24 protein-coding genes and 1 tRNA gene are annotated in these 25,667 nt (G+C 63.9%); 17 read left to right on the forward strand and 8 right to left on the reverse strand.

Translation table 11 applies throughout. From position 1 onward, the window contains the following. Positions 1 to 67: 67 nt before the first annotated feature. On the reverse strand, positions 68 to 979 hold the full coding sequence (locus tag CK227_RS05900; protein WP_095772296.1) for a peptidylprolyl isomerase: 912 nt from the start codon (positions 977 to 979) through the stop codon (positions 68 to 70). 262 nt (positions 980 to 1,241) lie between these two features. Here CK227_RS05900 and secA point away from each other — a divergent pair, with 262 nt between their 5' ends. The 5 genes from secA to CK227_RS05925 all read left to right on the forward strand — a co-directional run bounded on the left by secA (position 1,242) and on the right by CK227_RS05925 (position 9,169). Then, entirely contained in the window at positions 1,242 to 3,974 is a 2,733-nt protein-coding gene (secA, locus tag CK227_RS05905; RefSeq protein WP_095772295.1) for a preprotein translocase subunit SecA, read from the forward strand. Positions 3,975 to 4,375: 401 nt separating this feature from the next. Then, positions 4,376 to 5,776 (forward strand): lipopolysaccharide biosynthesis protein, encoded by a 1,401-nt coding sequence (locus CK227_RS05910; RefSeq protein WP_095772294.1) that lies wholly within the window; start codon positions 4,376 to 4,378, stop codon positions 5,774 to 5,776. Then, complete coding sequence (locus CK227_RS05915; protein WP_095772293.1) at positions 5,776 to 7,056, forward strand: GNAT family N-acetyltransferase; 1,281 nt, start codon at positions 5,776 to 5,778, stop codon at positions 7,054 to 7,056. The genes CK227_RS05910 and CK227_RS05915 overlap by 1 nt, the downstream gene beginning before the upstream one ends. Positions 7,057 to 7,205: 149 nt before the next feature. Next, the gene (locus tag CK227_RS05920; protein ID WP_245318094.1) at positions 7,206 to 8,000 is read left to right on the forward strand and encodes a creatininase family protein; all 795 of its coding nucleotides are present in this window, start codon (positions 7,206 to 7,208) and stop codon (positions 7,998 to 8,000) included. After that, the gene (locus tag CK227_RS05925) at positions 7,997 to 9,169 is read left to right on the forward strand and encodes a YncE family protein (RefSeq protein ID WP_095772291.1); all 1,173 of its coding nucleotides are present in this window, start codon (positions 7,997 to 7,999) and stop codon (positions 9,167 to 9,169) included. Before CK227_RS05920 ends, CK227_RS05925 begins: the two co-directional genes overlap by 4 nt. Before the next feature lie 21 nt (positions 9,170 to 9,190). Here the strand turns inward: CK227_RS05925 and CK227_RS05930 are convergent. Further along, positions 9,191 to 9,275, reverse strand: a tRNA-Leu gene (locus tag CK227_RS05930). Positions 9,276 to 9,551: 276 nt separating this feature from the next. Here CK227_RS05930 and CK227_RS05935 point away from each other — a divergent pair. After that, positions 9,552 to 10,136, forward strand: coding sequence for a YqaA family protein (locus tag CK227_RS05935; protein WP_095772374.1), 585 nt, complete (start codon positions 9,552 to 9,554; stop codon positions 10,134 to 10,136). A gap of 28 nt (positions 10,137 to 10,164) precedes the next feature. After that, positions 10,165 to 10,683 carry a disulfide bond formation protein B gene (locus CK227_RS05940; RefSeq protein WP_095772290.1) on the forward strand — a complete coding sequence of 173 codons (519 nt, stop codon included), beginning with the start codon at positions 10,165 to 10,167 and terminating at the stop codon, positions 10,681 to 10,683. A gap of 311 nt (positions 10,684 to 10,994) precedes the next feature. Here CK227_RS05940 and CK227_RS05945 read toward each other — a convergent pair whose 3' ends face one another. Continuing rightward, complete coding sequence (locus tag CK227_RS05945; protein ID WP_010911702.1) at positions 10,995 to 11,552, reverse strand: HNH endonuclease; 558 nt, start codon at positions 11,550 to 11,552, stop codon at positions 10,995 to 10,997. A 128-nt stretch (positions 11,553 to 11,680) separates the two neighbouring features. Further along, on the reverse strand, positions 11,681 to 12,322 hold the full coding sequence (locus tag CK227_RS05950; RefSeq protein WP_095772373.1) for a DNA-3-methyladenine glycosylase: 642 nt from the start codon (positions 12,320 to 12,322) through the stop codon (positions 11,681 to 11,683). 75 nt (positions 12,323 to 12,397) lie between these two features. Here CK227_RS05950 and gluQRS point away from each other — a divergent pair, with 75 nt between their 5' ends. Together gluQRS and CK227_RS05960 are read left to right on the forward strand one after the other, a co-directional pair. After that, on the forward strand, positions 12,398 to 13,273 hold the full coding sequence (gene gluQRS, locus CK227_RS05955; RefSeq protein WP_095772289.1) for a tRNA glutamyl-Q(34) synthetase GluQRS: 876 nt from the start codon (positions 12,398 to 12,400) through the stop codon (positions 13,271 to 13,273). 149 nt (positions 13,274 to 13,422) lie between these two features. Beyond that, a complete protein-coding gene (locus CK227_RS05960; protein ID WP_095772288.1) occupies positions 13,423 to 14,337 on the forward strand; it encodes a DMT family transporter in 915 nt (304 codons plus the stop codon). A 109-nt stretch (positions 14,338 to 14,446) separates the two neighbouring features. Here CK227_RS05960 and CK227_RS05965 read toward each other — a convergent pair whose 3' ends face one another. Further along, complete coding sequence (locus tag CK227_RS05965) at positions 14,447 to 15,298, reverse strand: YihY/virulence factor BrkB family protein (RefSeq protein WP_027047430.1); 852 nt, start codon at positions 15,296 to 15,298, stop codon at positions 14,447 to 14,449. Between the two features lie 58 nt (positions 15,299 to 15,356). Between CK227_RS05965 and CK227_RS05970 the strand changes: the two genes are divergently transcribed. The 7 genes from CK227_RS05970 to CK227_RS06000 all read left to right on the forward strand — a co-directional run bounded on the left by CK227_RS05970 (position 15,357) and on the right by CK227_RS06000 (position 20,916). Next, complete coding sequence (locus tag CK227_RS05970) at positions 15,357 to 16,223, forward strand: SDR family oxidoreductase (protein WP_095772372.1); 867 nt, start codon at positions 15,357 to 15,359, stop codon at positions 16,221 to 16,223. A 25-nt stretch (positions 16,224 to 16,248) separates the two neighbouring features. Then, positions 16,249 to 16,440 carry a twin transmembrane helix small protein gene (locus CK227_RS05975; protein ID WP_095772287.1) on the forward strand — a complete coding sequence of 64 codons (192 nt, stop codon included), beginning with the start codon at positions 16,249 to 16,251 and terminating at the stop codon, positions 16,438 to 16,440. A gap of 18 nt (positions 16,441 to 16,458) precedes the next feature. Then, positions 16,459 to 17,040: a cob(I)yrinic acid a,c-diamide adenosyltransferase gene (locus tag CK227_RS05980; RefSeq protein ID WP_095772286.1), complete on the forward strand. Its 582-nt coding sequence runs from the start codon at positions 16,459 to 16,461 to the stop codon at positions 17,038 to 17,040. A gap of 39 nt (positions 17,041 to 17,079) precedes the next feature. Next, positions 17,080 to 17,880: a rhomboid family intramembrane serine protease gene (locus CK227_RS05985; protein ID WP_095772285.1), complete on the forward strand. Its 801-nt coding sequence runs from the start codon at positions 17,080 to 17,082 to the stop codon at positions 17,878 to 17,880. A 203-nt stretch (positions 17,881 to 18,083) separates the two neighbouring features. Next, positions 18,084 to 18,833, forward strand: coding sequence for an electron transfer flavoprotein subunit beta/FixA family protein (locus CK227_RS05990; RefSeq protein WP_095772284.1), 750 nt, complete (start codon positions 18,084 to 18,086; stop codon positions 18,831 to 18,833). Between the two features lie 158 nt (positions 18,834 to 18,991). Then, positions 18,992 to 19,921: an electron transfer flavoprotein subunit alpha/FixB family protein gene (locus CK227_RS05995; RefSeq protein WP_095772283.1), complete on the forward strand. Its 930-nt coding sequence runs from the start codon at positions 18,992 to 18,994 to the stop codon at positions 19,919 to 19,921. A 116-nt stretch (positions 19,922 to 20,037) separates the two neighbouring features. Further along, a complete protein-coding gene (locus tag CK227_RS06000; RefSeq protein ID WP_015315562.1) occupies positions 20,038 to 20,916 on the forward strand; it encodes a 3-hydroxybutyryl-CoA dehydrogenase in 879 nt (292 codons plus the stop codon). Between the two features lie 96 nt (positions 20,917 to 21,012). Here CK227_RS06000 and CK227_RS06005 read toward each other — a convergent pair whose 3' ends face one another. From CK227_RS06005 to CK227_RS06015, 3 genes are all read right to left on the reverse strand, one after another. After that, positions 21,013 to 22,974: a PAS domain S-box protein gene (locus CK227_RS06005; RefSeq protein ID WP_245318093.1), complete on the reverse strand. Its 1,962-nt coding sequence runs from the start codon at positions 22,972 to 22,974 to the stop codon at positions 21,013 to 21,015. A gap of 163 nt (positions 22,975 to 23,137) precedes the next feature. Next, a complete protein-coding gene (locus CK227_RS06010; protein ID WP_095772281.1) occupies positions 23,138 to 23,776 on the reverse strand; it encodes an NrsF family protein in 639 nt (212 codons plus the stop codon). Position 23,777: 1 nt separating this feature from the next. Then, entirely contained in the window at positions 23,778 to 24,329 is a 552-nt protein-coding gene (locus tag CK227_RS06015) for a sigma-70 family RNA polymerase sigma factor (protein WP_095772280.1), read from the reverse strand. 318 nt (positions 24,330 to 24,647) lie between these two features. On the opposite strand from CK227_RS06015, the gene CK227_RS06020 reads away from it, so the two are divergent. Further along, positions 24,648 to 25,655, forward strand: coding sequence for an iron ABC transporter substrate-binding protein (locus CK227_RS06020; RefSeq protein WP_095772371.1), 1,008 nt, complete (start codon positions 24,648 to 24,650; stop codon positions 25,653 to 25,655). The last annotated feature ends 12 nt before the right edge of the window (positions 25,656 to 25,667 follow it).

Here is a 25,667-nt window from a genome sequence, read left to right on the forward strand (position 1 = left end):
GGTATGCCGGTCAAAAAAAAGGCGCGGCAACCCTTGGCTGCCGCGCCCTTTTGAAACTCAATCAGGCTTACTTGCCGGCTTCCATCGTGTCGACGGCCTGCTTCAGCTTGGCGTCGGGGATCTCGACCTTGGCGCCGGCGCGCAACGACTTGACCAGCGCGAAATACTTGTCGCGGATGACCGCCTGCTTGGCCTGGTCCTTGACGTCGTCGAAGGCCGGCGGCTGCTTGGCGCGCTTGTCCTCGAGCTTGATGACATGCCAGCCGAACTGCGTCTGCACCGGCTGCTCGGTATATTTGCCGACCTCGAGCGCGAGGGCCGCCTTGTCGAACTCCGGCACCATCTGGCCGGGTCCGAACCAGCCGAGATCGCCGCCATTGGACTTGCCCGATGGATCGCTGGTGTGCTCGTTGGCGAGCTTCTGGAATTCGCCGCCGCCGTCGAGCTGCTTGATGATCGCCTCGGCCTCTTCCTTCGTCTTCACGAGGATGTGACGGGCATGCACCTCGTTGACCGGCGGCGTGTTGGCGATTTCCTGGTCGTAGCGGGCGCGGATCTCGGCGTCGGTGACCTTGTTGACGACGCCCTTCTCGACCATCTCGCCATGCAGCGCGCGCTGCTGCAGGAAGGCCATGCGGCGCTGGAAGTCGGGATCCTTGTCGAGGCCGTCGGTAACGGCCTTGGCGGCCATGACGCGGATCTCGATGGCCGCCGAAAGGGCAGCCGCGCGGCGCTGTTCGGGCGGCAGCTGCGCGAACTGCTGCGACAGCTCGCCCTCGGCAAGCACCAGGTCTGCTTCGGTCAGGGGCTGGCCATTGACGGTGGCGACCACGGCATTGGGGTCGACCGGCGCCGCCGCGGGTGCGGCCGGAGCAGCAGGAGCGGCCTCCTGCGCCATGACGGGCGACAGGCAAAGAGCCGACAGGCCGAAGGCCAGGCCAAGGCTGGCAAGCGACGCACGGCGGAACAACAAGGGCATAAGGATGACTCCGGTGGAGGATTGTAAGGAGGGGTGGCTTCCAGATCAGCCAGATTGTGGCGGAATTTGGCGCGACCGGCAGGGCCAGCGCGGCGTTGACATCAGTTGAGCCCCCTCTTATCTGTCCAACGACTTTGCGTCCAGAACCGTTTTCCGGGCGCTTTTTGTGTTTGCCCGTATTCAGGCGGTGCGATCACGCGGATTTGATGGGGCCGGCCGGCGCCTGTCTCAAGATTGAGAATTCTATCGAAAGGACCATTGGATGGTCAGTCTCGGCGGTCTCGCCCGTAAGGTTTTCGGTTCCTCCAACGACCGTCGGGTCAAATCGACCCGGCCCCGTGTCGAGGCGATCAACGCCATGGAAAACGAGATGCGGGCGCTCTCCGACGCCGAACTCGCGGGGCGTACGGAAAAATTTCGCCAGGACATCGCCAATGGCGCCACCCTCGACGACCTTCTGGTCCCGGCCTTCGCCACCGCGCGCGAGGCGGCACGCCGTGTGCTCGGCATGCGTCCCTTCGACGTCCAGCTGATCGGCGGCATGGTGCTGCACAATGGCGGCATCGCCGAGATGCGCACCGGCGAGGGCAAGACCCTGGTCGCGACACTGCCGGTCTACCTCAACGCGCTCGCCGGCAACGGCGTCCATGTCGTCACCGTCAACGACTATCTCGCCACCCGCGACTCCGAATGGATGGGCCGCGTCTACAAATTCCTCGGCCTCTCGGTCGGCGTGATCGTCCACGGCCTGTCCGACGAGGAGCGCCGCGTCGCCTACGCGTCCGACGTCACCTACGCCACCAACAACGAGCTCGGCTTCGACTACCTGCGCGACAACATGAAGTACGAGCGCGCCCAGATGGTCCAGCGCGGCCACAATTACGCGATCGTCGACGAAGTCGATTCCATCCTGGTCGACGAGGCGCGCACGCCGCTGATCATTTCCGGTCCGCTCGAGGACCGCTCGGAAATGTACAACACCATCGATACTTTCATCATCCAGCTGCAGCCGCAGGATTATGAGATCGACGAGAAGCAGAAGACCTCGATCTTCACCGAGGAAGGCACCGAGAAGCTGGAGAACCTGCTGCGCGATGCCGACCTGCTGAAGGGCGAGTCGCTCTATGACGTCGAGAACGTCGCCATCGTCCACCACGTCAACAACGCGCTGAAGGCGCACCAGCTGTTCCAGCGCGACAAGGACTATATCGTGCGCAACGGCGAGATCGTCATCATCGACGAGTTCACCGGCCGCATGATGCCCGGCCGCCGCTATTCGGAAGGCCTGCACCAGGCGCTGGAAGCCAAGGAGCATGTGGCGATCCAGCCGGAGAACCAGACGCTGGCCTCCGTCACCTTCCAGAACTACTTCCGCCTCTACAAGAAGCTGTCCGGCATGACCGGCACGGCGCTGACCGAGGCTGAGGAATTCGGCAACATTTACGGTCTCGAAGTCACCGAGATCCCGACCAATCTGCCGGTCATCCGCAAGGACGAGGACGACGAGGTCTACCGGACGGTCGAGGAGAAGTACAAGGCGATCGTCAAGGAGATCCGCGAGGCCAGCGCCAAGGGCCAGCCGACGCTGGTCGGCACCACCTCCATCGAGAAGTCCGAGCAGCTGGCCGAGCGCCTGCGCAAGGAAGGCTTCAAGGATTTCGAGGTGCTGAACGCCCGCCACCACGAGCGCGAGGCGGCGATCGTCGCCCAGGCCGGCAAGCCCGGCGCCATCACCATCGCCACCAACATGGCCGGCCGCGGCACCGACATCAAGCTCGGCGGCAATGCCGAGATGCGCATCGCCGATGAGCTGGGCGACATGCCGGCCGGGCCCGAGCGCGAGGCGCGGGAAAAGGAAATCAATGACGACGTCGAGCGCCTGAAGGAAAAGGCGCTGGCGGCCGGCGGCCTCTACGTGCTCGCCACCGAGCGCCATGAATCGCGCCGCATCGACAATCAGTTGCGCGGCCGTTCCGGCCGTCAGGGCGACCCGGGCCGTTCGAAATTCTTCCTGTCGCTGCAGGACGACTTGATGCGCATCTTCGGCTCCGAGCGCATGGACGGCATGCTGCAGAAGCTCGGCCTCAAGGAAGACGAGGCGATCATCCACCCCTGGATCAACAAGGCGCTGGAAAAGGCACAGAAGAAGGTCGAGGCGCGCAACTTCGACATCCGCAAGAACCTGCTGAAGTATGACGACGTCTCCAACGACCAGCGCAAGGTGGTGTTCGAGCAGCGCATCGAGCTGATGGACGGCGAAGGCCTGTCGGAGACCATCGCCGAGATGCGCGAGGGCGTCATCGACGAGATCGTCGCCAAGGCCATCCCCGAAAACGCCTATGCCGAACAGTGGGATGTCGCCGGCCTCAAGGCCGAGGTTGCCGAATTCCTCAATCTCGACCTGCCGGTCGAGGACTGGGCCAAGGAAGAGGGCATCGCCGAGGACGACATCCGCGAGCGCATCACGGCTGCCGCCGACGCCGCCGCCAAGGAGCGCGCCGAGCGCTTCGGCCCCGAAGTGATGAACTATGTCGAGCGCTCCGTGGTCCTGCAGACGCTCGACCATCTGTGGCGCGAGCACATCGTCAACCTCGACCATCTGCGCTCGGTCGTCGGCTTCCGCGGCTACGCGCAGCGCGACCCACTGCAGGAGTACAAGGGCGAGGCGTTCGAGCTGTTCCAGGCGATGCTGGGCAATCTGCGCCAGGCCGTCACCGCGCAGCTGATGCGCGTCGAACTGGTCCGCCAGGCCGCCGAAGCCCCGCCGCCGGAAGCGCCCGACATGTTCGGCACGCATATTGACGGCACCACTGGCGAGAACGATTTCGAAGGCGGCGAAACCGCCGTCCTGGTGCGCCAGGAGCAGAGCGCCGTCGTCGCCCCCGAGGACCGCGACCCGAACAACCAGGCGACCTGGGGCAAGGTCGGCCGCAACGAAGCCTGCCCCTGCGGTTCGGGAAAGAAATACAAGCACTGCCACGGCGCTTTTGCTTAAGGCGCAGCGCTTTTCCTTCTCCCCGTTCAACGGAGATGAGGCGTGGTCCGCGCAGCGGACGAAAAGCCAATTGCCTGGCTTTTCGAACGACGAACGCCCGGAGCGATAGCGAAGGGCCGGGTGCCCGAAGGGCGGATGAGGGGCGGCGCTGAGCTCCGTGATTTGCCCAAATTTCCAATTGATGAGATGACATTCCGGGCCCGGCAAAGCCCGGTGCGTTCGTAGATAATTCTTCCCGAACTTCCCGCATCAGCAGAAATTCTCGAAGCCGGCGCTGCCCCTCTTCCGCCTGCCGGCACCTTCTCCTGCTCACGGGACGAAGGACGCCCACCCACGTTTTCTTAATGTGTCTCCGCTACACCAACGCCTGAAAAAGAGGCGGAAAACGGAGAGAGATCGGGGTGCGCTTTTCCGCGGCCACGACTGCCGGGCGGTTCTTGCCGCAGCGTTTGGCGCTGCGCGTCGGGCCGTTGCTTGGCCGCATCGACGCCGTGCTGTTCACCGCCGATGAGCGTGGCGAGGCCGGCCGCATGTCGGTCATCGCCTTCTCCATCCGCATCGTCAGCGCCGTCATCGCCTTCATCAGCCAGGTGCTGATGGCGCGCTGGATGGGCTCGTTCGAATACGGCATCTTCGTGCTGGTCTGGGTGACGATGGTGATCGTCGGCAACCTCGCCTGCCTCGGCTTCCACACCTCGGTCATCCGCTTCATCCCCGAATACCGCGAGCGCGGCCTGATGGATGAACTGCGCGGCATCGTCGTGGCCAGCCGCCTGTTCGTGCTGATCGCCTCCACCATCATTGCCGGGCTCGGCGCGCTCGGCGTCTGGCTGGCGGCACCCTGGATCGAAAACTATTACGTGATCCCCTTCATCCTCGGCGTCATCTGCCTGCCGATGATCGCGCTGTCGGATCTGTTGCAGGGCCAGGCCAGGGCGAACAGCTGGGCGCTGTTTGCCCTGTCGCCGACCTATCTGATACGGCCGGTGCTGATCCTGCTGTTCATGGCGCTGATGCTGTTCGCCGGCTACGCGGCCGATGCCAGGACGGCGATCTTCGCCTCGATCGGCGCCACCTATGTCACCACGCTCGCCCAGCTGGTCGGCGTCACGCACCGCATGGAAAGGCAGATCCCGGCCGGGCCGATGAAGGTGCATTTCGCGCAATGGTTCATCGTCTCGCTGCCGATCTTCCTGGTCGAAAGCTTCTTCTTCCTGCTCACCAATGCCGACGTGCTGATGGTCGGCGCCTATATGGATCCCAACGACGTCGCCGTCTATTTCGCCACGGTCAAGACGCTGGCGCTGGTGCATTTCGTCTATTTCGCCGTCAAGGCCGGTGTCGCCCAGCGCTATGCGCAATTCACCCATGGCGACCCGGAGAAGCTTGCCGTCTTTGCCCGCGAGACGGTGTCGTGGACCTTCTGGCCCTCGCTGCTGATGGCGCTGCTGGTGCTGGCGCTGGGCAAACCCATGCTGGTGCTGTTCGGCCCCGAATTCACGTCGGGCTATCCGCTGCTGTTCCTGCTCGTCTTCGGCGTCGTGGCGCGCGCCGCTGTCGGCCCGTGCGAAAGCCTGCTCACCATGAGCGGCAACCAGAACATCTGCGCCGCCGTCTATGCCATGACACTGGCCTTCAACATCGGCCTCAACGTGGTGCTGATCCCGCATTTCGGCCTGTGGGGCGCCGCCATGGCCACCGCCTTCGCCATGATCTTCGAGGCCGGCGCGCTGTCCTTCACCGTCTGGCGCAAGCTCGGCATCGTCATGGCGATCTTCGTGCCTGCCAAAGGAGCCGCCTGATGGTCGCCATCCCGTTGCTCGAGGAGACCAGCGGCGGCACCGCCGGCGCCATGGTGTCCGGCCTTGCCGGGCTGGCGCGCGATCCCGATCCCGCCCATATCGAAATCCTCGCCAACAACCGGCCGGAGCGCAAGCTTGCCATCTACCCGGCGTCCGCCGGCTTCGATCTGGTCGAGGAGCTGGATTATCTGTGCGCCCGCACGGTCGAGCCGAACGTCTTCTTCAACCCGCGCTTCCTGGCGCCGGCCATGCCCCGGCTGGAGGATCGCGAGGTGCGGCTGGCGGTGATCCGCGACGGCGACGAATACCGCAACCGGCTGCGCCTGCTGGTGCCGATCTCGGTGGAACGCCCGGTGGTGCCGCTCGGCGTTCCGGTGATGCGCACCTGGTCGAGCCCGTTCGGTCCGCTTGGCACGCCGCTGATCGACCGCGACGATCCGGTCGGCGTCGTCGAGGATTTCTTCTCGATGCTGTCGCGCCCGCACCTCAAGCTGCCGAAAGTCTTCGTGCTGCCCGACATCAGGCTCGACGGTCCGGTGGCGAGCCTGCTTGACACCGTGGCCGAGACGCGCGGCCTGACGCTGGTCACCACCGGCCAGACCCCGCGCCCCGTTCTGGAGAGCGAGCTCGACGGCGACGACTACCTCAAGGCTTCGCTGCGCCCGCACCATTATCGCGAGTTCCGCCGCCTGAAGCGGCGCCTTGCCGACCTCGGCAGGCTGGAGCATGTCGTGGCGCGCGGCCCCGAGGAGATCCGCCACGCCATCGAAGGTTTCCTGACGCTGGAAGCCTCCGGCTGGAAGGGCCGTGAGCGCACCGCCATGGCGATCGACCGCTTCCGCGCCGCCTTTGCCCGCGAGGCAGTGCACCGGCTGGCCGAACAGGACATGTGCCGCATCCATTCGCTGACGCTCGACGGCCGCTCCATCGCTTGCCTGATCGTCTTCGTCGAGGCCGGCGTCGCCTATACCTGGAAGACGGCCTATGACGAGACGCTGGCCGCCTATTCGCCGGGCACGCTGCTGATGATCGAGGTCACCCGGCAGCATCTCGACGATCCCAACATCATGATGACCGATTCCTGCGCGGTGCCGGATCATCCGGTGATGAGCCGGCTGTGGGCCGAACGCAAGCCGATCGGCACGCTGGTGATCGGACTGACCCCGGACGCCGACCGGCTCGCCCGCCAGGCCGCCTCGCAGCTGCATCTCTACCGCGAGACCCGCAACATGGCCCGCCTGCTGCGCAACCGCATGAAGAGCCTGCTGAGACGGCGATAGCCATGATCCCGAACCTTCGTGGCCGCCGACGCCATGCCGCGACCTCCGCCCCCGGATTGACTGCAGGAAATCGGCCGACATCCGGTCCGGTGCAACGCATCGCCCGAAGGCTGATCGCACGGCACGATTTCACGCTCGCGAGCATTATCGTGGGCCTTTGGGTTCTGTCGGGTCTTGCCTCGGCGGCCCATGCTGCCAATGCGTCGGTCTTCCTCGAAGACCAGACCTGGACCGAACTGCGCGATCGGATCAGCGCCGGGACGACGACGATCATCGTCCCGATAGGCGGCACCGAACAAAGCGGTCCTGCCATGGCCTTGGGCAAGCACAATGTGCGGGTCAAGTTCCTGGCCGAGAAGATTGCCGGTCAACTCGGCAACGCCTTGGTCGCCCCGGTGATCTCCTATGTCCCGGAAGGAACCATCGACCCGCCGAGCGCCCATATGCGGTTTCCCGGAACGATTACCATCAGCGACAAGATTTTCGAGCAATTGCTCGAATCCGCGGCGCGCGGCTTCAAGCTGCACGGCTTCAGGACCATCGTGCTGATCGGCGACCATGGCGGCTATCAGGCCGACGAGCGCCGTGTGGCCGATCGTCTGAATGCCGAATGGAGCAAAAGCCCGGTCCGGGTCTTTGCGGCGCTGCAATACTATCAGATCACCCAGGGCGCTTATGTCGACAGGCTCCTGTCGGCCGGCGCGAGGCAGTCCGAGATCGGATCCCACGCCGGATTGGCCGACACATCGCTGATGCTCGCCATCGACCCTTCCATGGTGCGCAAGGATCGCCTCGCGGCGGCGCCGAAGCTCGGCGCCGACGACGGCGTCTATGGTGGCGACCCGACACGATCGTCGGCCGAGTTTGGTCAACTCGGCGTCGACCTGATCGTCAACGGGACGACCGAAGCGATCCGCGAATTCGCAAGACAGCAGCCCAAATGATCAAGCCATATCCACGGTTCACGAGCTTCCGCGCCCTGCTCGTTTTGTTGCTTGCCCTCTCGCCGGCATCGGCTTGGGCCGGCTCGTGCCCGGAGGATTGCAGCGAGCCGCCGCCTGCCGGCTCTCCGGTCAATATCTACGACCAGACAACCTCTGATCATTTGAGCCCGGCCACGACAGGCGCGCTGCCGCGCGTCTATGTTCCGAACCGCTCGTCCGACAGCGTATCGGTCATCGACCCCGCGACGCTCAAGGAGGTCGACAGGTTCCCTGTCGGGCGCAAGCCGCAGCACGTCGTGCCGGCCTGGGATCTCAGGACGCTCTGGGTAGCCAACAACGCCAGCGGCACCAGCAAGGGCAGCGTGACGCCGATCGACCCCAAGACCGCCAGGCCGGGTCACGAAATCCCGGTCGATGACCCCTACAACATGTACTTCATGCCGGATGGAAGTGCGGCCGTCATCGTCGATGAGGCCTATCAGCGGCTTGATCTGCGCGATCCGCAGACCATGGCGCTGAAGTCATCAATACCGACCCCGACCTGCCCTGGCATCAACCATGCCGATTTCTCCGCCGACAATGCCTACGCCATATTCACCTGCGAATACGGCGATGGCGGACTGTTGAAGGTGGACCTGAAAAACCAGAAGGTGCTCGGCCACCTCGCTTTGTCGAAGATGGGCATGCCGCAGGACATCCGGCTTTCGCCCGACGGCAAGGTCTTCTATGTCGCCGACATGATGAACGACGGCGTGTTCCTGATCGACGGAGACAGCTTTTCCGAGATCGGCTTCATCGCCACCGGCATCGGAACGCACGGCTTTGTCGTGAGCCGCGACGGGACAAAACTCTACGTTTCAAACCGTGGCTCGCACAAGATGGAGCAAGGCCGTGCAAAGGGGCCGGGCAGCGTGACCGTCATCGACTTCGCCACCCGTTCGGTCGTCGCGCAATGGCCAATACCCGGTGGCGGCAGCCCCGACATGGGCAATGTCAGCGCCGACGGCAGGCAATTGTGGTTGTCCGGCCGCTTCGACAGCGAGGTCTACATGATCGACACCACCTCGGGCGCCGTGACGAAAATCCGGGTCGGCGTCGAGCCTCATGGCCTGACGGTCTGGCCGCAGCCCGGCAGATATTCGCAGGGCCATACCGGCAACATGCGGTAGCGTTGCGTTTGCGGAAAAAATTGGTGCCCCTAGCCGGGATCGAACCAGCACTCCTTGCGGAACTCGATTTTGAGTCGAGCGCGTCTACCAATTCCGCCATAGGGGCTCAGGCCGGGCGGCCTGGATGGGCGCGGACTATACGGTCGGAGGCCTGTTCGTCAACTGGCCAAATCTCGAGATCACCGGGATGCGACCAATCTTCGCCTTTTGATTTCGTGACCGCGCTGCCATTGTGCGTCGCGGAAAATCTTTCTAGACAGGCGGCGCATCAAAGCGAGGCGCGTCCCGGCGGATGGATGGCGCGCTTTGGGTTTTTTGTTTTGTGCATGCCATTGCCCCGAAATCGCTGCGCACCGTTTGGGCGACACGCATAGGAGTGCCGATGCTTCGCGGACTTTACGACTGGACCTTGTCGCTGGCGGCCAGGAAATCCGCGGAATGGTGGCTTGCCATCATCGCCTTCATTGAAAGCTCGTTCTTCTTCGTGCCGGCCGATGTACTCTATCTTCCGATGGCGTTGGCACGCCCCGACCGCGCCTACCGCTATGCGCTGACCGCCACCGCCGCCTCGGTGCTGGGCGGCATCGCCGGCTGGATGATCGGCTATTTCGCCTACGACACCATCGCCCGTCCGATCCTGGAGCATTTCGGCGGCCTGGAGACCTTCGAGCGCTGGCAGAATTCTGGCGTCGGTCTGATGCTGGTGCTGCTTGTTACTTCCGGTCTCGCGCACCTGCCGCCAATCAAGGTCGTCACCATCCTTGCCGGCGCCCTGCACGTCAATTTGCTGATCTTCATCATCTCGGCCATCGTCGCCCGCGGCGCGCGCTTCCTGCTCCTGGCCTGGCTGCTGCGGCGCTATGGCGAATCGATCCGCGAATTTATCGAAAAGCGCCTCGGGCTGATCGCAGGCGCCGCGGCGGCTGCCCTGATTTTGCTCTATATCATCGTCAAATACGCGTTCTAAGCGGGCCGGACCAACGGACAAAAGACCCATGACAGCGACCATGAATGCCGACACCGGACGCCAGCGGACACGGACCGCCCTGTTTCTCGCCGTCGCCATGGCCGCGACCGTCGGCTCGGCGCTCGGCTTCCAGTATATTGGCGGCTATATCCCCTGCCATCTCTGCCTCGAGCAGCGCACGCCCTATTATATCGGCGCGCCGCTGATGGTGCTGGCGGTGATCGCATCGATGCTGCGGGCGCCGGCCTGGCTGACGCGCGGCTTGCTGGGCATTGGCGGCCTGTTGATGCTCTACGGCCTCTATCTCGGCGTCTATCATTCCGGCGTCGAATGGCAGTGGTGGGCCGGTCCGACCGACTGCACGGCGGGCGCCGGCCCGGTCGACACCGGCGGCAAGGGCGTGCTCGACGCGCTCGACAAATTCGTGCCGCCCTCCTGCGACAAGGCGGCTCTGCGCATCCTGGGCCTGTCGCTGGCCGGCTGGAACGCCATCGCCAGCCTCATCCTGGCCGCCGTCGCCTTCCGCGGCGCGCTGGCCCGCGATTGACGCGGATCGGGGCGATTTTCAGACCTGCTCGACGCTGAGGATGTTCATGGCTCCGTGTTCTCCAAGATACACGGCGAGACAGTCCCAGAATTCGTCGCGCAGCGCCTTTCCGTCGGCGTCAAAGTCATTTCTTGCGACAAGCAGAAGTTTCCCGTCGGCATAGGTACAGCTGGGCTGCCGGTGCCAGGTTCGGCCAGCGCGGACTCTTGCTCTATATCGACGGCGGCTCGCGGGCCTAGCGTCGGCGCAACGTCATGGCACTCGATGGTGATCTTGTACATGCGTCGGCCAATCGGCTCTGCTCACCGACACTATGGTTCCAGCTCGACATCCCAGTAGAGATAATCCATCCAGCTTTCATGAAGATGGTTCGGCGGGAACAGGCGGCCGTTGTTGTGCAGATCATGCACGGTCGGCTGATAGGGCTTCTGCAGCGGCCACATCTTGGCATGCGCCGGCATCATGCCGCCCTTCCTCAGATTGCAGGGCGAGCAGGCGGCGACGACATTCTCCCAGGTCGTCGCACCGCCGCGATGGCGGGGGATGACATGGTCGAAGGTCAGGTCGTCGGGCGTGCCGCAATACTGGCACTGGAAGCGGTCGCGCAGGAAGACGTTGAAGCGGGTGAAGGCCGGGTGCCTGGACGGCTTCACATAGGCCTTCAGGCTGACCACGCTCGGCAGCTTCATCGAGAAGGTCGGCGAGGACACCGCATGCTCGTATTCGGCGACGATGTTCACACGGTCGAGGAACACCGCCTTGATGGCGTCCTGCCAGGACCAGAGCGACAGGGGGTAGTAGCTGAGCGGACGGTAATCCGCGTTCAGCACCAGTGCTGGAAGCCCATCCGGAGATACGGCAACCGTCACGTGTTTACCTCCTTGGTTCTAGACCCGAACGGCGCGGATACTGTAAGCCCGACATGACAGGGATGTGAAGCGGATTGTCGCTTGCCCAAAGCGTCAAAAAACCCCGATTTTTATGCTTTTTTGTAGATTCAGGACGGGGGCGCGGCATCCCTGCCCCTGGTTTCGCGATAATAGGACCAGAAAAGCCGCGATGCGACACCTCGCCACGGGCTCCATGATTCGGCCAATGCGATCAGTGTTTTCTCCGGCGGACGCGGGTCGATACCGAGCGCATGGCCGACCGCGCCTTGCAGCGCAACGTCACGCGCGGGGAAAATGTCGGGGTGCCCGGCGGCAAACAGAAGGTACACTTCCGCCGTCCACGGACCGATACCGGGCACCGCCGTCATCGCGGTGATCGCCTCGGTCGCGTCGAGCGAACAGAGGTGATTGAGGTCGAGCCCGTCGGCCACCGCCTGGGCAACCGCGATCAGTCCGCGCTGCTTGGGCCGCGACAGGCCTGCCTCGCGAAACATGTCCTCGCCGGCGGCCAGGATCGCCTGCGGCGTCAGCGGATCGACGAGCTTCGTCAGCCGGCCGAAGATGGCGTCGGCGCTCGCCCGCGACACTTGCTGCGAGACGACGATCGAGGCCAGGCTCCTGAATCCCGGCTCCGAAAGCCGGAGCGGCACCTCGCCGGCCATGCCGCGCACCTTTTCCAGGCGCGGGTCGATGATGCAAAGCGCATCGAGCCCCCGCGCAATGTCGTCCAGTGTCGCGATGCGTTGCATGGTATCCTTGTCCGCCAATGTGCAGCAAAGTAGCAACCGCCAAAAGCACAGCACAACCCGATTGCCGCCTCAGACATGACGCTCCTGACATTCCGCTTCGCGCCCAGCCCCAACGGAGAACTGCATCTCGGCCATGCCTATTCGGCGCTGCTCAACCAGAAGCTCGCGCAGACCCACGACGGCCGCCTGCTGCTGCGCATCGAGGACATCGACACCACGCGCTGCACGCCGCAATTCGAAGCCGGCGTGCTTGCCGACCTGAAGTGGCTGGGCCTTGGCTGGGAAGAGCCGGTGCGCCGCCAGTCGGAGCATTTCGCAGAATATCAGGCGGTGCTCGACCGGCTGATCCGCGAGGACCTCGTCTACCCCGCCTTCATGAGCCGTGGCGAGATCAGGGCCTTCATAGCCGACAGCGAAAAGCGCGGGCGTGACTGGCCGCGCGATCCCGATGGCGTGCCGCTCTATCCTCCGTCCGACAAGGCGTTGCCGCTGAAGGAACGCAAACGGCGTATCGCCGAAAACGAGCCCTTCGCCTGGCGACTTGATGTCGATGCCGCTGTTGCACGCGTAGGCAGGGACCTCGCATGGACCGAATTCAGCGATGAGACGCTATCGGCGACGCGCTCGGTCGAGGCCCGCCCGCACGACTGGGGCGACGTGATCGTGGCGCGCCGCGACATCCCGACCAGCTACCACCTGGCCGTCATTGTCGACGACGCCCTGCAAGCGGTCAGTCATGTCGTGCGTGGGCAGGACCTGTTTTCCGCCACCGGCGTGCAGCGCCTGCTGCAGGAATTTCTTGGGCTTCCGCAACCCGCCTATTTCCACCATCGGCTCATCCTTGGGCCGGACGGGCGGAAACTGTCGAAAAGCCTTGGCGACATCGGCCTTGGCAAGCTGCGCGAGGCAGGCGCATCGCCTGACGACGTCAGACGGATGGTCGGTCTCTGAGCCGGTGGAGCTCTGGGCACGCGTGACGAATCCGCCACCGATTGAATTCCGGTGATGCATGGATCAATCGTTTCGTTTTGCGCGCCGGGTAGAACGGGATTAGAGCAGCGCCACGGTCAGTTTTTCACCAGCGTGGCGGTCTCCGGAAAATGCAAAGCATCAAGCGGTTCATCCCCGCCACCTTCGTCGTCCTGTGGGCAACGGGCTTCATCGGCGCGCGCTATGCCATGCCATGGGCGGAGCCGTTCACCTTCCTCGCCGCCCGTTTCGTCATAGCGGCCATCCTGCTGGCAGCCCTGATGCCCGTTCTGGGTTCGAAGCGAGCCACCCGCAAGGAGGCGCTACACGCCACCGGCGCCGGCGTGCTGATGCATGGCGTCTATCTCGGCGCCGTCTTCTGGGCCATCCACAGGGGCATGCCGGCCGGGTTTTCGGCCCTGATCGTCGGCCTGCAGCCGCTGATCACCGCAGTGCTTGCCGGCAAGTTCCTGGGAGAAGCGATCCTGCCGCGCCACTGGCTCGGCCTTGGCATTGGCCTGATCGGCATCGTCATCGTGCTGTGGCCAAAGCTTGGCGCGCTCGGTGGTGGCGTGACCGCGGCGACGCTGACCGCCTCGCTGGTCTCGGTGCTCGGCATGAGCGCCGGCACCATCTGGCAGAAGCGTTTTGCTTCCGGCGGCGACCTCGTCGCCGCGACCATGTGGCAATATGTCGGCGGCGCCTCGCTGATGATCCTGGCCGCGCTCGCCTTCGAAACGCACACCGTCACCATCAACGGCGAACTGATCTTCGCCATGGCCTGGCTGGTGCTGGTGCTGTCGCTCGGCGCCATCTTCCTGCTGATGGTGATGATTCGTGACGGTGAAATGTCGAAAGTCGCCTCGCTGTTCTACCTGGTGCCGGCGGTGACGGCGGTCATCGCCTGGGCCCTGTTCGACGAACAGCTCAACGCGCTGCAGATCGTCGGCATGGCGATCACCACCTTCGGCGTCGGCCTGGCGACGGCGCGGCCTGCCAAGGGAAGAATTGAGGGATTGAAAAGAACTGAGGAATTGAGGAATTGAGGAATTGAGGAATTGAGGAATTGAGGAAGAAGCACACGGCGCCAGATATGGCCGCTTTTTTCTTCAATTCTCCAGTTCTTCAATTCCCCAATTCCTCATCGGCGCCGCCTCATCCGACCCGGGCACGCGCCTCGAGATAGCGACTGATCGCGGCATTGAGCTCGCCGCCGAGGATGAAGATCGCCGAGACGATGTAGAGGAAGACCACCGCGATCATGATCGAGGCCAACCCGGCGTAAGTCGTCACATAGGACGAGAAATGATCGAGATAGGTGGCGAACATCGTCGAGCCGATGAGCCATGCGGCCAGTGTGAAGACGATGCCCGGCACCAGCGAGACGAAGCGGCGCTTGCCGGCCGGCAGCCAGTAGTGCACGGCAAACAGCCCGCCGATGATGACGGCCGAGGCAATGACGTAGCGCCACAGCGTGATCGTGCCGGTATAGGGCTTTATCCATTCGAAATGCGCCTCCGCCAGCCGCGCCAGCAGGGGCGCGAACACCAGAAGCACGCTGATCGCCAGGAAGCCGGCCGTCGCGATCAGCACGAAGAAGATGCTCTGCACGCGGCGATAGATGATGCCGCGCGTCTCGGTGACGCGATAGGCGCGGTTGAGCGAAGTGCGCAGCGCCTCGATGCCGTTCGAGGCAAAATAGGCGGCAAGCAGCACGCCGTAGGTCAACAGGTCGGTGCGCCGGACGGTCAGCACGTTCAGCACCTCATGCGCGATCGGCTTGGCGATCTGATCGGGCCAGGTGTCGAAGACCAGGTGCACGGCCGTGTCGGCAAAGGCCTGGGCGCCGAGGAAGCTGCCCAGCGTCGTGGCGAAGATCAGGAACGGAAACAGCGCCATCAGCGAGGTAATCGCCAGATGGCTGGCCATCGCCCAGCCGTCATCGGTGTTGAAATGGCCGAGCGCGTCGTAGAGCACGCGGCGCAGGGCGACTATATTCCGCAACAAGAACCCGCGTTCCCTTCGATTGTCTCGACGCCGCGAATATGGGAAGTGAATGCGGCAAATGGCAACCCTTGGCGAAACCACGAGTCCGACGGCGCAGCAATTGCGCACCATCATCATCACCGGCGCCTCGTCCGGCATAGGGGCATATTGCGCCCGGGCACTCAAGGCGGAAGGCTGGCGGGTCTTTGCAACAGCCCGAAAACCCGAGGACATCGCCGCCCTCGAAAGCGACGGCATCGAGGCTTTCTATCTCGATTACAGCGAACCGGACTCCATTGCAGCCCTGGTAACGGCGGTGCTCGAGCGCACCGGCGGCCGGCTCGATGCCCTGTTCAACAACGGCGCCTACGCCCAGGCCGGTGCGGTCGAGGATCTGTCGGTGGCCGCGCTCAAGCAGCAATTCGAGGTCAATTTCTTCGGCTGGCATGACTTGACCCGCCGCCTGGTTCCGATGATGCGCCGTCAGGGTCACGGCCGCCTCGTCCATTGCTCGTCGATCCTCGGTCTGGTGCCGGTGCGCTTTCGCGGCGCCTATTCGGCATCCAAACATGCGCTCGAGGCGCTGATGCTCTGCCAGCGCCAGGAACTGGTCGGCAGCGGCGTCCATGTTTCACTGATCGAACCGGGGCCGGTGAAATCGAAAATCGCCAGCAACGGCCTGCCCTGGTTCCTGAAAAACATCGACATCGACAATTCCGTGCACAGGGCGGACTATGCCGCGCAGCTGGAGCGGCTGCGCGCCGGCGGCAGCCAATCGGCGCTGAAGCCCGGGCCGGAAGTGGTCCACAAGGTTCTGCGTCATGCCCTTCTGTCGCCGCGCCCGCGTCCGCACTATGTGGTAACTGTGCCGGCCAGAATCGGCGCGGCGCTCAAACGCATCCTGCCGGCATCGATGCTCTACCGCCTGATGGCCAAACGCGCCTGAACGCGAAACAACTGGAAACGCAACAATGGCAACCGTCTTCAACATCCTCGCCATTCTGGTCATGGCCGCCGTGGCGATCGTGCTGATCCGAGGCCTCGTCAACATGATGCGTGGCGGTTCGAGCGTCACCTCGAACAAGCTGATGCAGGCGCGCGTCATGCTGCAGGCCGTGGCGCTGTTGCTGATCCTGCTGGCCGTGTATTTCACCCGCAAGTGAGGCCGTTCGGGAGGCGACATGGTCAAGCTCAACAAGATCTACACCCGCACCGGCGATGACGGCACGACGGGTCTCGGCACTGGTGAGCGGCGGCTGAAATCCGACCTGCGGGTGGACGCCTACGGCACGGTCGACGAAGCCAATGCCTGCATCGGCATGGCGCGCGTGCATACCGCAGCGAACCACCCGGCGATCGATGCCATGCTGTCGCGCATCCAGAACGATCTCTTCGACCTCGGCGCCGATCTCGCCGTGCCCGATGACGGCAAGCCGCTTGGCTACGAGCCGCTGCGTATCGTTGCCGCGCAGACCGACCGCGTCGAGAAGGACATCGACCTCCTCAACAAGGATCTTCAGCCGCTCAAATCCTTCGTGCTCAACGGCGGCACGCCGGCGGCGGCGGCGCTGCATCTGGCCCGCACGGTGGCGCGGCGGGCCGAACGGCTGATGGTGGCGCTGGCTCAAGACCCGGGCGAGCACGTCAACCCTGAGGGGTTGAAATACATCAACCGCGTCTCGGATTTCCTGTTTGTCGCCGCCCGGGCGGTCAATGACAATGGAAATGCCGACGTGCTATGGGTTCCCGGCAAGAACCGCTGAGCTGAACGGATCGAAAAGGCGGGAGGGGACCAGGCACGCATGTTCATCCCGCTTTACGACACAAACAGGCTGCGCCACATCCGCCTGCAATATGTGACGATCGGCCTGATCGTGGTCAACGCGCTGGTCTATTGCGCCACGGCACTCGGCGGCGAGAACTTCACCAATGCCGCCGTGCTTGGCCTCGGCTTTATTCCGTCCGTGGTTCACAACACGGCCGAGCTTGATCCTCGGTTCATCATCATTCCGGAAAGCCTGAGCTACCTTACCTATTCCTTCCTGCATGCGGACATCTTTCATCTTGGCGGCAACATGCTGTTCCTGTGGGTGTTCGGCGACAATGTCGAGGACGCGCTCGGCCACATCCGCTACCTGATCTTCTATCTCCTGTGCGCCATCGCCGGCGCCGCCTTCCAGGGGCTTGTCGCCTGGGATTCGCAGGTGCCGCTGATCGGCGCCTCCGGCGCCATCGCCGGCGTGGTCGTCGCCTATCTGATCCTCTATCCCAGGGTTAAGGTCTGGGTCCTGGCCTTTGCCCGCATCCCGCTGCGCATTCCGGCCTTCATCCCGCTTATCCTGTGGGTGCTGTTCCAGGTCTTCATGTTCGCCGCCGGCGGCGAGGACCAGATTTCCTGGGCCTGCCATATTGGCGGCATCATCGCCGGCGCGGTGCTGGTGCTGGTCCTGCGCAGCCGCGGCGTGCCGCTTTTTGCCGGCGCGGACGAGGATGCCGTGGCTCCCAAGCTCGACCAGCCGCCGGTTGCTGCCGAACCAGCGGCGCCTGAACCGCAGGCCACCACGACGCGCTGGGGCCGGGGAACCCCCCCTGGCCCAAACTGAACCGATTTGAGCCGCTTTCAGCGTATTGACGGCAAGGGTTGCCGCAACTACGGAAACGTCTCCGTCCGAGCCCCAAGGCTGTTAAGGAGCAGTCCAAGACGGGCAAAGACCAGAATTTCCATCCGGAATGTCGGCTTTCGACAACTCAGAAGGGGCGCAAGCTGTTATAGCGCGCCTAACTAGCGTGAAGAGGTGACAGGCAAATGAAGATCCTTGTGCCCGTGAAGCGGGTTGTGGATGCGAACGTCAAGGTTCGCGTGAAGGCCGACGGTTCGGCGGTGGAACTCGCCAACGTCAAGATGGCGATGAACCCGTTCGACGAGATCGCGGTGGAAGAGGCGATCCGGCTCAAGGAAGCCGGTAAGGCCGAGGAGATCATTGTCGTCTCGATCGGCCCGCAGCAGGCGCAGGAGACCCTGCGCACCGCGCTCGCCATGGGCGCCGACCGCGCCATCCTGGTCAAGACCGACGAACAGACCGAGCCGCTCGGCGTCGCCAAGGTGCTGAAGGGCGTCGTCGACGCAGAGCAGCCCGGCCTCGTCATCCTGGGCAAACAGGCGATCGACGACGATTCCAACCAGACCGGCCAGATGCTGGCGGCCCTGCTCGGCTGGGCGCAAGGCACTTTCGCCTCCAAGGTTGTGCTCGACGGAGACAAGGCCAAGGTGACGCGCGAAGTCGACGGCGGCCTGCAGACGGTGGAATTGAAGATGCCGGCGATCGTCACCGCCGATCTTCGCCTCAACCAGCCGCGCTATGCCTCGCTGCCCAACATCATGAAGGCCAAGAAGAAGCAGCTCGACGAAAAGACCCCGGCCGACTACGGCGCAGACGTCAAGCCGCGGCTGAAGATCATCAAGACCGAGGAGCCGGGCGGCCGCAAGGCGGGCGTCAAGGTCAAGAGCGTCGCCGAACTGGTCGACAAGCTGAAGAACGAAGCCGGCGTTTTGTAAGGAAATCCGATGAGGCCGGCCTGCAAACGGCCGGTTTCTCCGCTTCCGGTGCTCACGTACAAAAGTACGCTCCGCTCCGGTTCTCGAAACCAACCGTTTTCGACTCGGCCTGACCGGATTTCAGGGAGCCTCGAAAACGAAAGTCAGGAATATCATCAATGGCTATTCTTCTGATCGCTGAACACGACAATGCCAGCCTTTCCGACCAGACCGCCAAGGCGCTTTCGGCGGCCCTACAGATCGGCTCGGACGTGCATGTGCTGGTGGCCGGCAAGGGCGCCAAGGGTGCGGCGGACGCTGCCGCCAAGCTCAAGGGCGTCGGCAAGGTGCTGCTTGCCGAAGCAGACGAGCTCGCCGAGCGCCTCGCCGAACCGACGGCAGCCCTCGTCGTGTCGCTTGCTGGCGGTTACGACGCCATCATCGCGCCGGCGACCTCGTCGGGCAAGAATGTCGCGCCGCGCGTCGCGGCCCTGCTCGATGTCGCGCAGGTCTCCGAGATCATCGAAGTGGTCTCGCCGGACACGTTCAAGCGCCCGATCTATGCCGGCAACGCCATCCAGACCGTGCAATCGACAGACGCCAAGAAGGTCATCACCGTGCGCACCGCCTCCTTCCAGGCGGCGCCCGAGGGCGGCTCGGCCCAGGTCGAGATGGTCAACGCCGCAGCCAATCCCGGCCTGTCCACCTTCGTCGAGAACAAGCTCTCGGAGACGGACCGTCCGGAACTGACCTCGGCAAAGATCATCATCTCGGGCGGCCGCGCGCTCGGCTCGTCGGAGAAGTTCCAGGAGGTCATCCTGCCGGTCGCCGACAAGCTCGGTGCGGCGGTCGGCGCCTCGCGTGCCGCTGTCGATGCCGGCTACGCACCGAACGACTGGCAGGTCGGCCAGACCGGCAAGGTGGTCGCTCCGGACCTCTACATCGCGGTCGGCATCTCCGGCGCCATCCAGCATCTCGCCGGCATGAAGGATTCCAAGGTCATCGTCGCCATCAACAAGGACGAGGAGGCGCCGATCTTCCAGGTTGCCGACTACGGCCTCGTCGGCGATCTCTTCGTCATTCTGCCGGAGTTGCAGAAGGCGCTTTGACGCTCTCTGGCAAAGCGTATTAAATGCTTGGGGTGGGGTAGACGAAGTCGCCCCGCCCTTTTAGTTTGCACCGCACAAAAAGCAGGCTGCAAAAGCCTTTGGACGGGATCGGTGTAATGAGCAAGATCGAGACGATCGGCATCATCGGCGCAGGCCAGATGGGTGGGGGTATCGCCCATGTCTCCGCGCTTTCGGGCTACAAGGTGCTGATCTACGATATTTCGCCCGACCGCATTGAAAAGGGCATCGCCACCATCAGCGGCAACATGGCCCGCCAGGTGGGCTCCGGCAAGCTCGACGAGAAGCTGCGCAACCAGGCGATGGCGCGCATTGCCTCCGCACCGACGATGGCCGATCTTGCCGGCGCCGATCTGGTGATCGAGGCGGCGACCGAGGACGAGACGGTCAAGCGCAAGATCTACGCGCAGCTCTGTCCGCAGCTCAATCCCGAAGCCATACTGGCGACCAACACCTCGTCGATCTCGATCACGCGGCTCGCCGCGCAGACCGACCGGCCGGAGCGCTTCATCGGCATACATTTCATGAACCCGGTGCCGCTGATGAAGCTGGTCGAGCTGGTGCGCGGCATCGCCACCGAGGATCAGACCTTCGAGGCCGCCAAGACCTATGTGAAGCAGCTCGACAAGACGATCACGGTCTCGGAGGATTTCCCGGCCTTCATCGTCAACCGCATCCTGCTGCCGATGATCAACGAGGCGATCTACACGCTCTATGAGGGTGTCGGCTCCGTCGACGCCATCGACACCGCCATGCGGCTCGGCGCCAATCATCCGATGGGACCGCTGCAGCTGGCCGATTTCATCGGCCTCGACACCTGCCTGTCGATCATGCAGGTGCTGCATGACGGCCTGTCGGATTCGAAGTATCGCCCCTGCCCGCTGCTGGTGAAATATGTCGAAGCCGGCTGGCTCGGCCGCAAGACCGGGCGCGGTTTCTACGACTATCGCGGCGAGCACCCCGTTCCGACGCGCTAGGCCAATTCCACGAAAAGAGTGAACGGTTTCCCGGGAAGAGCGCGAAGCGCTTTCGCTTGGGAATTGCGTTAAAACAAAGAGATAGAGCGCGTCCGTTCACGACGCCGCGGCAAGCGGCGCCTGCGGCTCCGACTTGTCGTCGGGCGCCACGCAGACGCACCCGCGGCCGGCCGCCTTGGCGGCATAGCAGGCGGCGTCGGCCCTTGCGATGATCTCGTCTGCTTCGCCGCAATTGGCGTTGATTGCGGCAACACCGATGCTGGCGCCGATGGCATGCGGCCGGTCATCCCAGCTGAAGTCCAATCCCGCTATCGCATCGATGATGGAGCGCGCCGCGACCCTGGCGCCGGCGGTCGAGCCCGATTTCAGGATGACCGCGAATTCGTCGCCGCCCAGGCGCGCGACGAGGTCTTCGGGCCCGACTACGCCACGCACGGCCTGTGCGACCCGCTTCAGCAAGGCGTCTCCGGCGGCGTGACCGCCGGTGTCGTTGACCAGCTTGAAATGGTCGAGGTCGATGAACATGAACTGATGGCGGCTGCTGCCAGCCCCGGCGGCATCCTTGCGGGCCTGAACGACCAGCTCCTCCATGGTGCGGATGAAGCTCGAGCGATTGGCAAGGCCGGTCAGCGCATCATGCGCGGCGGCGTGTGCAAGCTGCCGCTGCAGGGCGCGTGCATCGGTAAAATCCTGGAAAACGATGACCAGCCCGCAGAATTCGTTGCGCTCGTTCATGATCGGCGACACGACCTGACGGATACTGCAGCGTGTGTCGTCGCGGCGGACCAGCACGGCGCGGCTGTTCTGGTCGGAGGGCGTCTCCGCACCGATCGCCGGCCGTGTCACGCCGATCCTGTGTCCCGTCTCCTCGTCCACCGCCCAATAGACATGACCGAGCGTCTTGCCGAGAGCCGCCTCCGTCGGGACGCCGGTCAGCTTCTCGGCAACCGGATTCATGAAGGTGACGCGGTTCGCCGCATTGGTACAGATGACGGCATCGCCGATCGATTGCAGCGTCACCCGGAGCCGCTCTTTCTCGTCGGCCAGCATTGCCGCCGATACGGTCAGACGCTCCTCGGCCTCCTTGCGCCGGGTGATGTCGGTCAGGCTGCCGATGGCCCGGATCAGACGCCCGTCCCCGTCACGCTCGATGGCCTTGCCGCGGTCGAGGATCCAGATCCAGCGGCCGTCCTTGTGACGCATCCTGAACTCGGCCTCGAAGAACTCTGTCTGGCCGTCTAGATGGGCGCGATCCGCCTCGGCGACGGTTTCGCGGTCGTCGGGATGGATCATCGTCAGCCAAAGATCGGGGTCGCCGTCGAGTTCGCCATCCGCATAACCCAGCATCTTGACCCAGGTCGAGGAGTAGGTCGTGCCGCCCTTGCGGATGTCGAGATCCCAGACGCCCTGGCCGGCGCCGGCAAGCGCGAAATTCCAGCGCGTTTCAGCCTCGGCGATACGCGCCTCGGCCTGTTTGCGCGCGTCGATGTCCTCGATCTGTGAAACGAGATAGAGCGCGCGGCCGCTCTTCTCCTCTCGAATGACGGAGCCGGCGAGATGCGCCCAGACGGCTGTACCGTTCTTCTTGAGGTAGCGCTTCTCGAATTGGAAGGCGTTGACCGTGCCAGCTTTGATGCCTTCCATGGTCTCCCGCCCGACATGCAGGTCGTCGGGGTGCGTGATCTGGAAGAAGGTCAGCGCCTCGATCTCTTCGCGGCTGTAGCCGAGCATCGAGGCGAACGCCGGATTGGTTTGCACAATGCGCCCATCGAGGCCGACGACGGCGATGCCGATTGCCGAGTCCTCCATCGCCTGGCGGAAGCGCTGCTCGCTCTCGGCGATCTGCCGCCGATCTTTCGAGATGCGGCCGATGAAAAGACAGGCGAAGAAAAGCGCGCCGATTGTCATCGCGACCGACATTTGAAGGCAAAGTCTGAGCGCTTCCGCGCCAAGGTCCAGCCTCGACAGCACGACCAGGACCGCGGCCACGGCGAAGCCGGCCACGAGCAACGCCGGAGTTGCATGTTTGTCGAGCCTGATCGGTCCTCGCAGTCTCACGATCCGTGCCACCCCCGTGGGCAATCGCTTTTTTCTCGAGAGAACCCTGAAGGATCGATTTTAAGGAAAGGTTGCGTGGGGGTACCGCGATATGGTCAACCGGCAAACAATCGCCGGCATGATTAAGGATCGGTGTGCACGGGGTGTGGTCGCTTCTATCCTGCTACCAGCGCACGAAAAACCGTCCGCCGAGCGCGCCGAGCAAGGTGAGAAGGGCGATCGCGATCGTGTACCAGGTGGCGACGAAAAGCGGCGAATCGTCGAAACAGTGCGCGGCATAGAAGGTCGCCGCCAGCCCGCCGGCGAGCAACCCCGCCACCGCGCCGGCAAGCACCGGCCGTGTCGGCGCGCCATAGCGCAGCATCCACAGGAAGATGGCCAGCGGGCCGATGCCGATCAGCGGGATGAAGCCCATGCAGATCATCATGTTGGAGCCGATCATCCTGGTGCCCCACAACGCCTCCGGCACCATGAAGAGCTCCAGAACCACCGCCACGGCCACCAGCAGAGGAGCCGCGGCCGTCCAGGCCATGGCCCTGGCCGTTGAGGCGCCAGGTGTCGACAGCGCCCGGATCAGGCCGAAGGCGGTGACGGCAAGCACGATGGTGAAAACGAATTTGGACAGGAAGCGCATCGTGTGCGCGGCCACCATGAAATCGGGGCGCGGGCCGATCGTCAGCAGGAAAACGATTGCCGCGATGACAATGGCCACGCCAGCCGCCAGCCACCAGGCCGAGCGCAGCGGCATCGCCCTGCTGCTTGCATCGGCGTCGAGCGCCTTGATGAGATCTTCGGTCCTCATGTCATTCCCGCCCGACTCGCCCCTGCCCGAATCGCTTGGCTATGGCGGCTAGCCCGCGATGCAGCGACACACGCACCGCCGTCTCGCTGATGCCGAACTTCGCTGCCGTCTCGCCGATCGAGCGGCCTTCCACGGATACGGCCGAAACCACCGAACGCTGTGCCGGCGGCAGCCCGTCCAGGGCCCTGTTGATGTCGCGCTCGCTGACGGTTTCGGTTTCCGGTTCGGCGAAGGTCTCCGCAATATCGTCGACATCGATTTCGATGCGCCGACCGCGCCGCCGGAACGCATCGATCAGCTTGAAGCGGGCAATCGCATAGATCCACGGCAGCACCGGCGCGTCCTGGCGCCAGGTATGCCGTTTCACATGAATGGCCAGCAAGGTTTCCTGCACGACATCCTCGGGATCGACTCCGCCCTGCACGATCTTGCGCCGGACAAAGCCGCGCACCAGCGCGGCAATCCGGTGCAGAAAGTCGGCATAGGCCTTTTCATCTCCGGCGATCGCGGCCCGCAACAGCCGGGAAAGCTCGGCCTCGTCCTTGCCGCTCACAAGAGTTCACTCCCCCGATTTTCGTGCCTCGGCACTGATTTGTTACGTGGCCGGCGAAATAATGTCCAAGCCAAACTGCGGGCAAATCACGAAAGTTTGCGGGTCCTGGAGGCTCAGCCTCAGGCCGGACGACTTCATGGGCCTTGCTCGTACGTCTTGCGGAAACCGTCGGTCCGGGATGCCATCACATGGAATTGTCCGCCTCGCGCCGCTCTTTGTGCCTCAGCGACCGATTGAAGCAGGCCAACAATGTTGACTATTCGTGTCATGTATCGATAGGTGCGGCGTGCCAAGACCAACGAAAGCGAGGATGACGCCATGAGATACACCCTTTCCGCCCTTGTCGGCGCCACCGCACTTGCAATCGGCCTGGCCGCCGGTCCGGCGCGGGCCGAGGATGCCGGCATCATCGTCTACAACGCCCAGCACGAAAGCCTTGGCAAGGAATGGGCTGAAGGTTTCACCAAGGAGACCGGCATCAAGGTCACGCTGCGCAATGGCGGCGACAGCGATTTCTCCAACCAGATCGTTGCCGAAGGGGCCGCCTCGCCCGCCGACGTGTTCCTGACGGAGAATTCGCCCGCCATGGTGCTGGTCGAGAATGCCGGCCTGTTCGCGCCCGTCGATGCCGACACGCTGGCACAGGTGCCGCAGGACTATCAGGCGGCCAGCGGCAAATGGGTGGGTGTTGCCGCGCGCAGCACCGTCTTTGCCTACAACACGACCAAGCTCAAGACCGAGCAGTTGCCCAAGTCGCTGCTCGACCTCGCCGACCCGAGTTGGAAGGGCCGCTGGGCGGCCTCGCCGTCGGGCGCCGATTTCCAGGCCATCGTCAGCGCGCTGCTGCAGCTCAAGGGCGAGGCCGCCACGGCGGACTGGTTGAAGGCGATGAAGGAGAACTTCACCGCCTACAAGGGCAACAGCACGGTGATGAAGGCGGTCAACGCCGGCGAGATCGAGGGTGGGGTGATCTACCACTATTACTACTTCGGCGATCAGGCCAAGACCGGCGAGAACAGCAAGAACGTCGCGCTGCACTATTTCAAGAACCAGGATCCAGGCGCCTTCGTTTCGGTCTCGGGTGGCGGCGTGCTCGCCTCGAGCAAGCATCAGAAGGAAGCCCAGGCCTTCCTGAAATGGGTGACCGGCAAGGGCGGCCAGGATGTGCTGAAGAACGGAAACTCCTTCGAATACGCCGTCGGCAAGGGTGCCGAGTCCAACCCGAAGCTCGTTCCGCTGGCCGACCTGCAGGCACCGAAAGTCGACGCCACGACGCTGAACTCCAAGAAGGTCACCGACCTGATGACGGCAGCCGGCTTGCTTTAGTTGCCGTTCGTC

Origin of the sequence: Mesorhizobium sp. WSM4308, assembly GCF_002294905.1 — a bacterium.
Lineage (GTDB): Bacteria > Pseudomonadota > Alphaproteobacteria > Rhizobiales > Rhizobiaceae > Mesorhizobium.

Bases quoted from the DNA above. Each gene is read 5' to 3' on its own strand.
- CK227_RS05950 (WP_095772373.1), bottom strand. From the start codon at position 12,322: ATGCAACGCATCGCGACACTGGACGACATTGCGCGGGGGCTCGATGCG.
- CK227_RS05985 (WP_095772285.1), top strand. From the start codon at position 17,080: ATGTTCATCCCGCTTTACGACACAAACAGGCTGCGCCACATCCGCCTG.
- CK227_RS05915 (WP_095772293.1), top strand. From the start codon at position 5,776: ATGGTCGCCATCCCGTTGCTCGAGGAGACCAGCGGCGGCACCGCCGGC.
- CK227_RS05935 (WP_095772374.1), top strand. From the start codon at position 9,552: ATGCTTCGCGGACTTTACGACTGGACCTTGTCGCTGGCGGCCAGGAAA.
- CK227_RS05980 (WP_095772286.1), top strand. From the start codon at position 16,459: ATGGTCAAGCTCAACAAGATCTACACCCGCACCGGCGATGACGGCACG.
- CK227_RS05940 (WP_095772290.1), top strand. From the start codon at position 10,165: ATGACAGCGACCATGAATGCCGACACCGGACGCCAGCGGACACGGACC.
- CK227_RS05960 (WP_095772288.1), top strand. From the start codon at position 13,423: ATGCAAAGCATCAAGCGGTTCATCCCCGCCACCTTCGTCGTCCTGTGG.
- gluQRS (WP_095772289.1), top strand. From the start codon at position 12,398: ATGACGCTCCTGACATTCCGCTTCGCGCCCAGCCCCAACGGAGAACTG.
- CK227_RS06020 (WP_095772371.1), top strand. From the start codon at position 24,648: ATGAGATACACCCTTTCCGCCCTTGTCGGCGCCACCGCACTTGCAATC.
- secA (WP_095772295.1), top strand. From the start codon at position 1,242: ATGGTCAGTCTCGGCGGTCTCGCCCGTAAGGTTTTCGGTTCCTCCAAC.
- CK227_RS05970 (WP_095772372.1), top strand. From the start codon at position 15,357: ATGGCAACCCTTGGCGAAACCACGAGTCCGACGGCGCAGCAATTGCGC.
- CK227_RS05995 (WP_095772283.1), top strand. From the start codon at position 18,992: ATGGCTATTCTTCTGATCGCTGAACACGACAATGCCAGCCTTTCCGAC.
- CK227_RS05975 (WP_095772287.1), top strand. From the start codon at position 16,249: ATGGCAACCGTCTTCAACATCCTCGCCATTCTGGTCATGGCCGCCGTG.
- CK227_RS06010 (WP_095772281.1), bottom strand. From the start codon at position 23,776: ATGAGGACCGAAGATCTCATCAAGGCGCTCGACGCCGATGCAAGCAGC.
- CK227_RS05990 (WP_095772284.1), top strand. From the start codon at position 18,084: ATGAAGATCCTTGTGCCCGTGAAGCGGGTTGTGGATGCGAACGTCAAG.
- CK227_RS05925 (WP_095772291.1), top strand. From the start codon at position 7,997: ATGATCAAGCCATATCCACGGTTCACGAGCTTCCGCGCCCTGCTCGTT.
- CK227_RS06000 (WP_015315562.1), top strand. From the start codon at position 20,038: ATGAGCAAGATCGAGACGATCGGCATCATCGGCGCAGGCCAGATGGGT.
- CK227_RS05900 (WP_095772296.1), bottom strand. From the start codon at position 979: ATGCCCTTGTTGTTCCGCCGTGCGTCGCTTGCCAGCCTTGGCCTGGCC.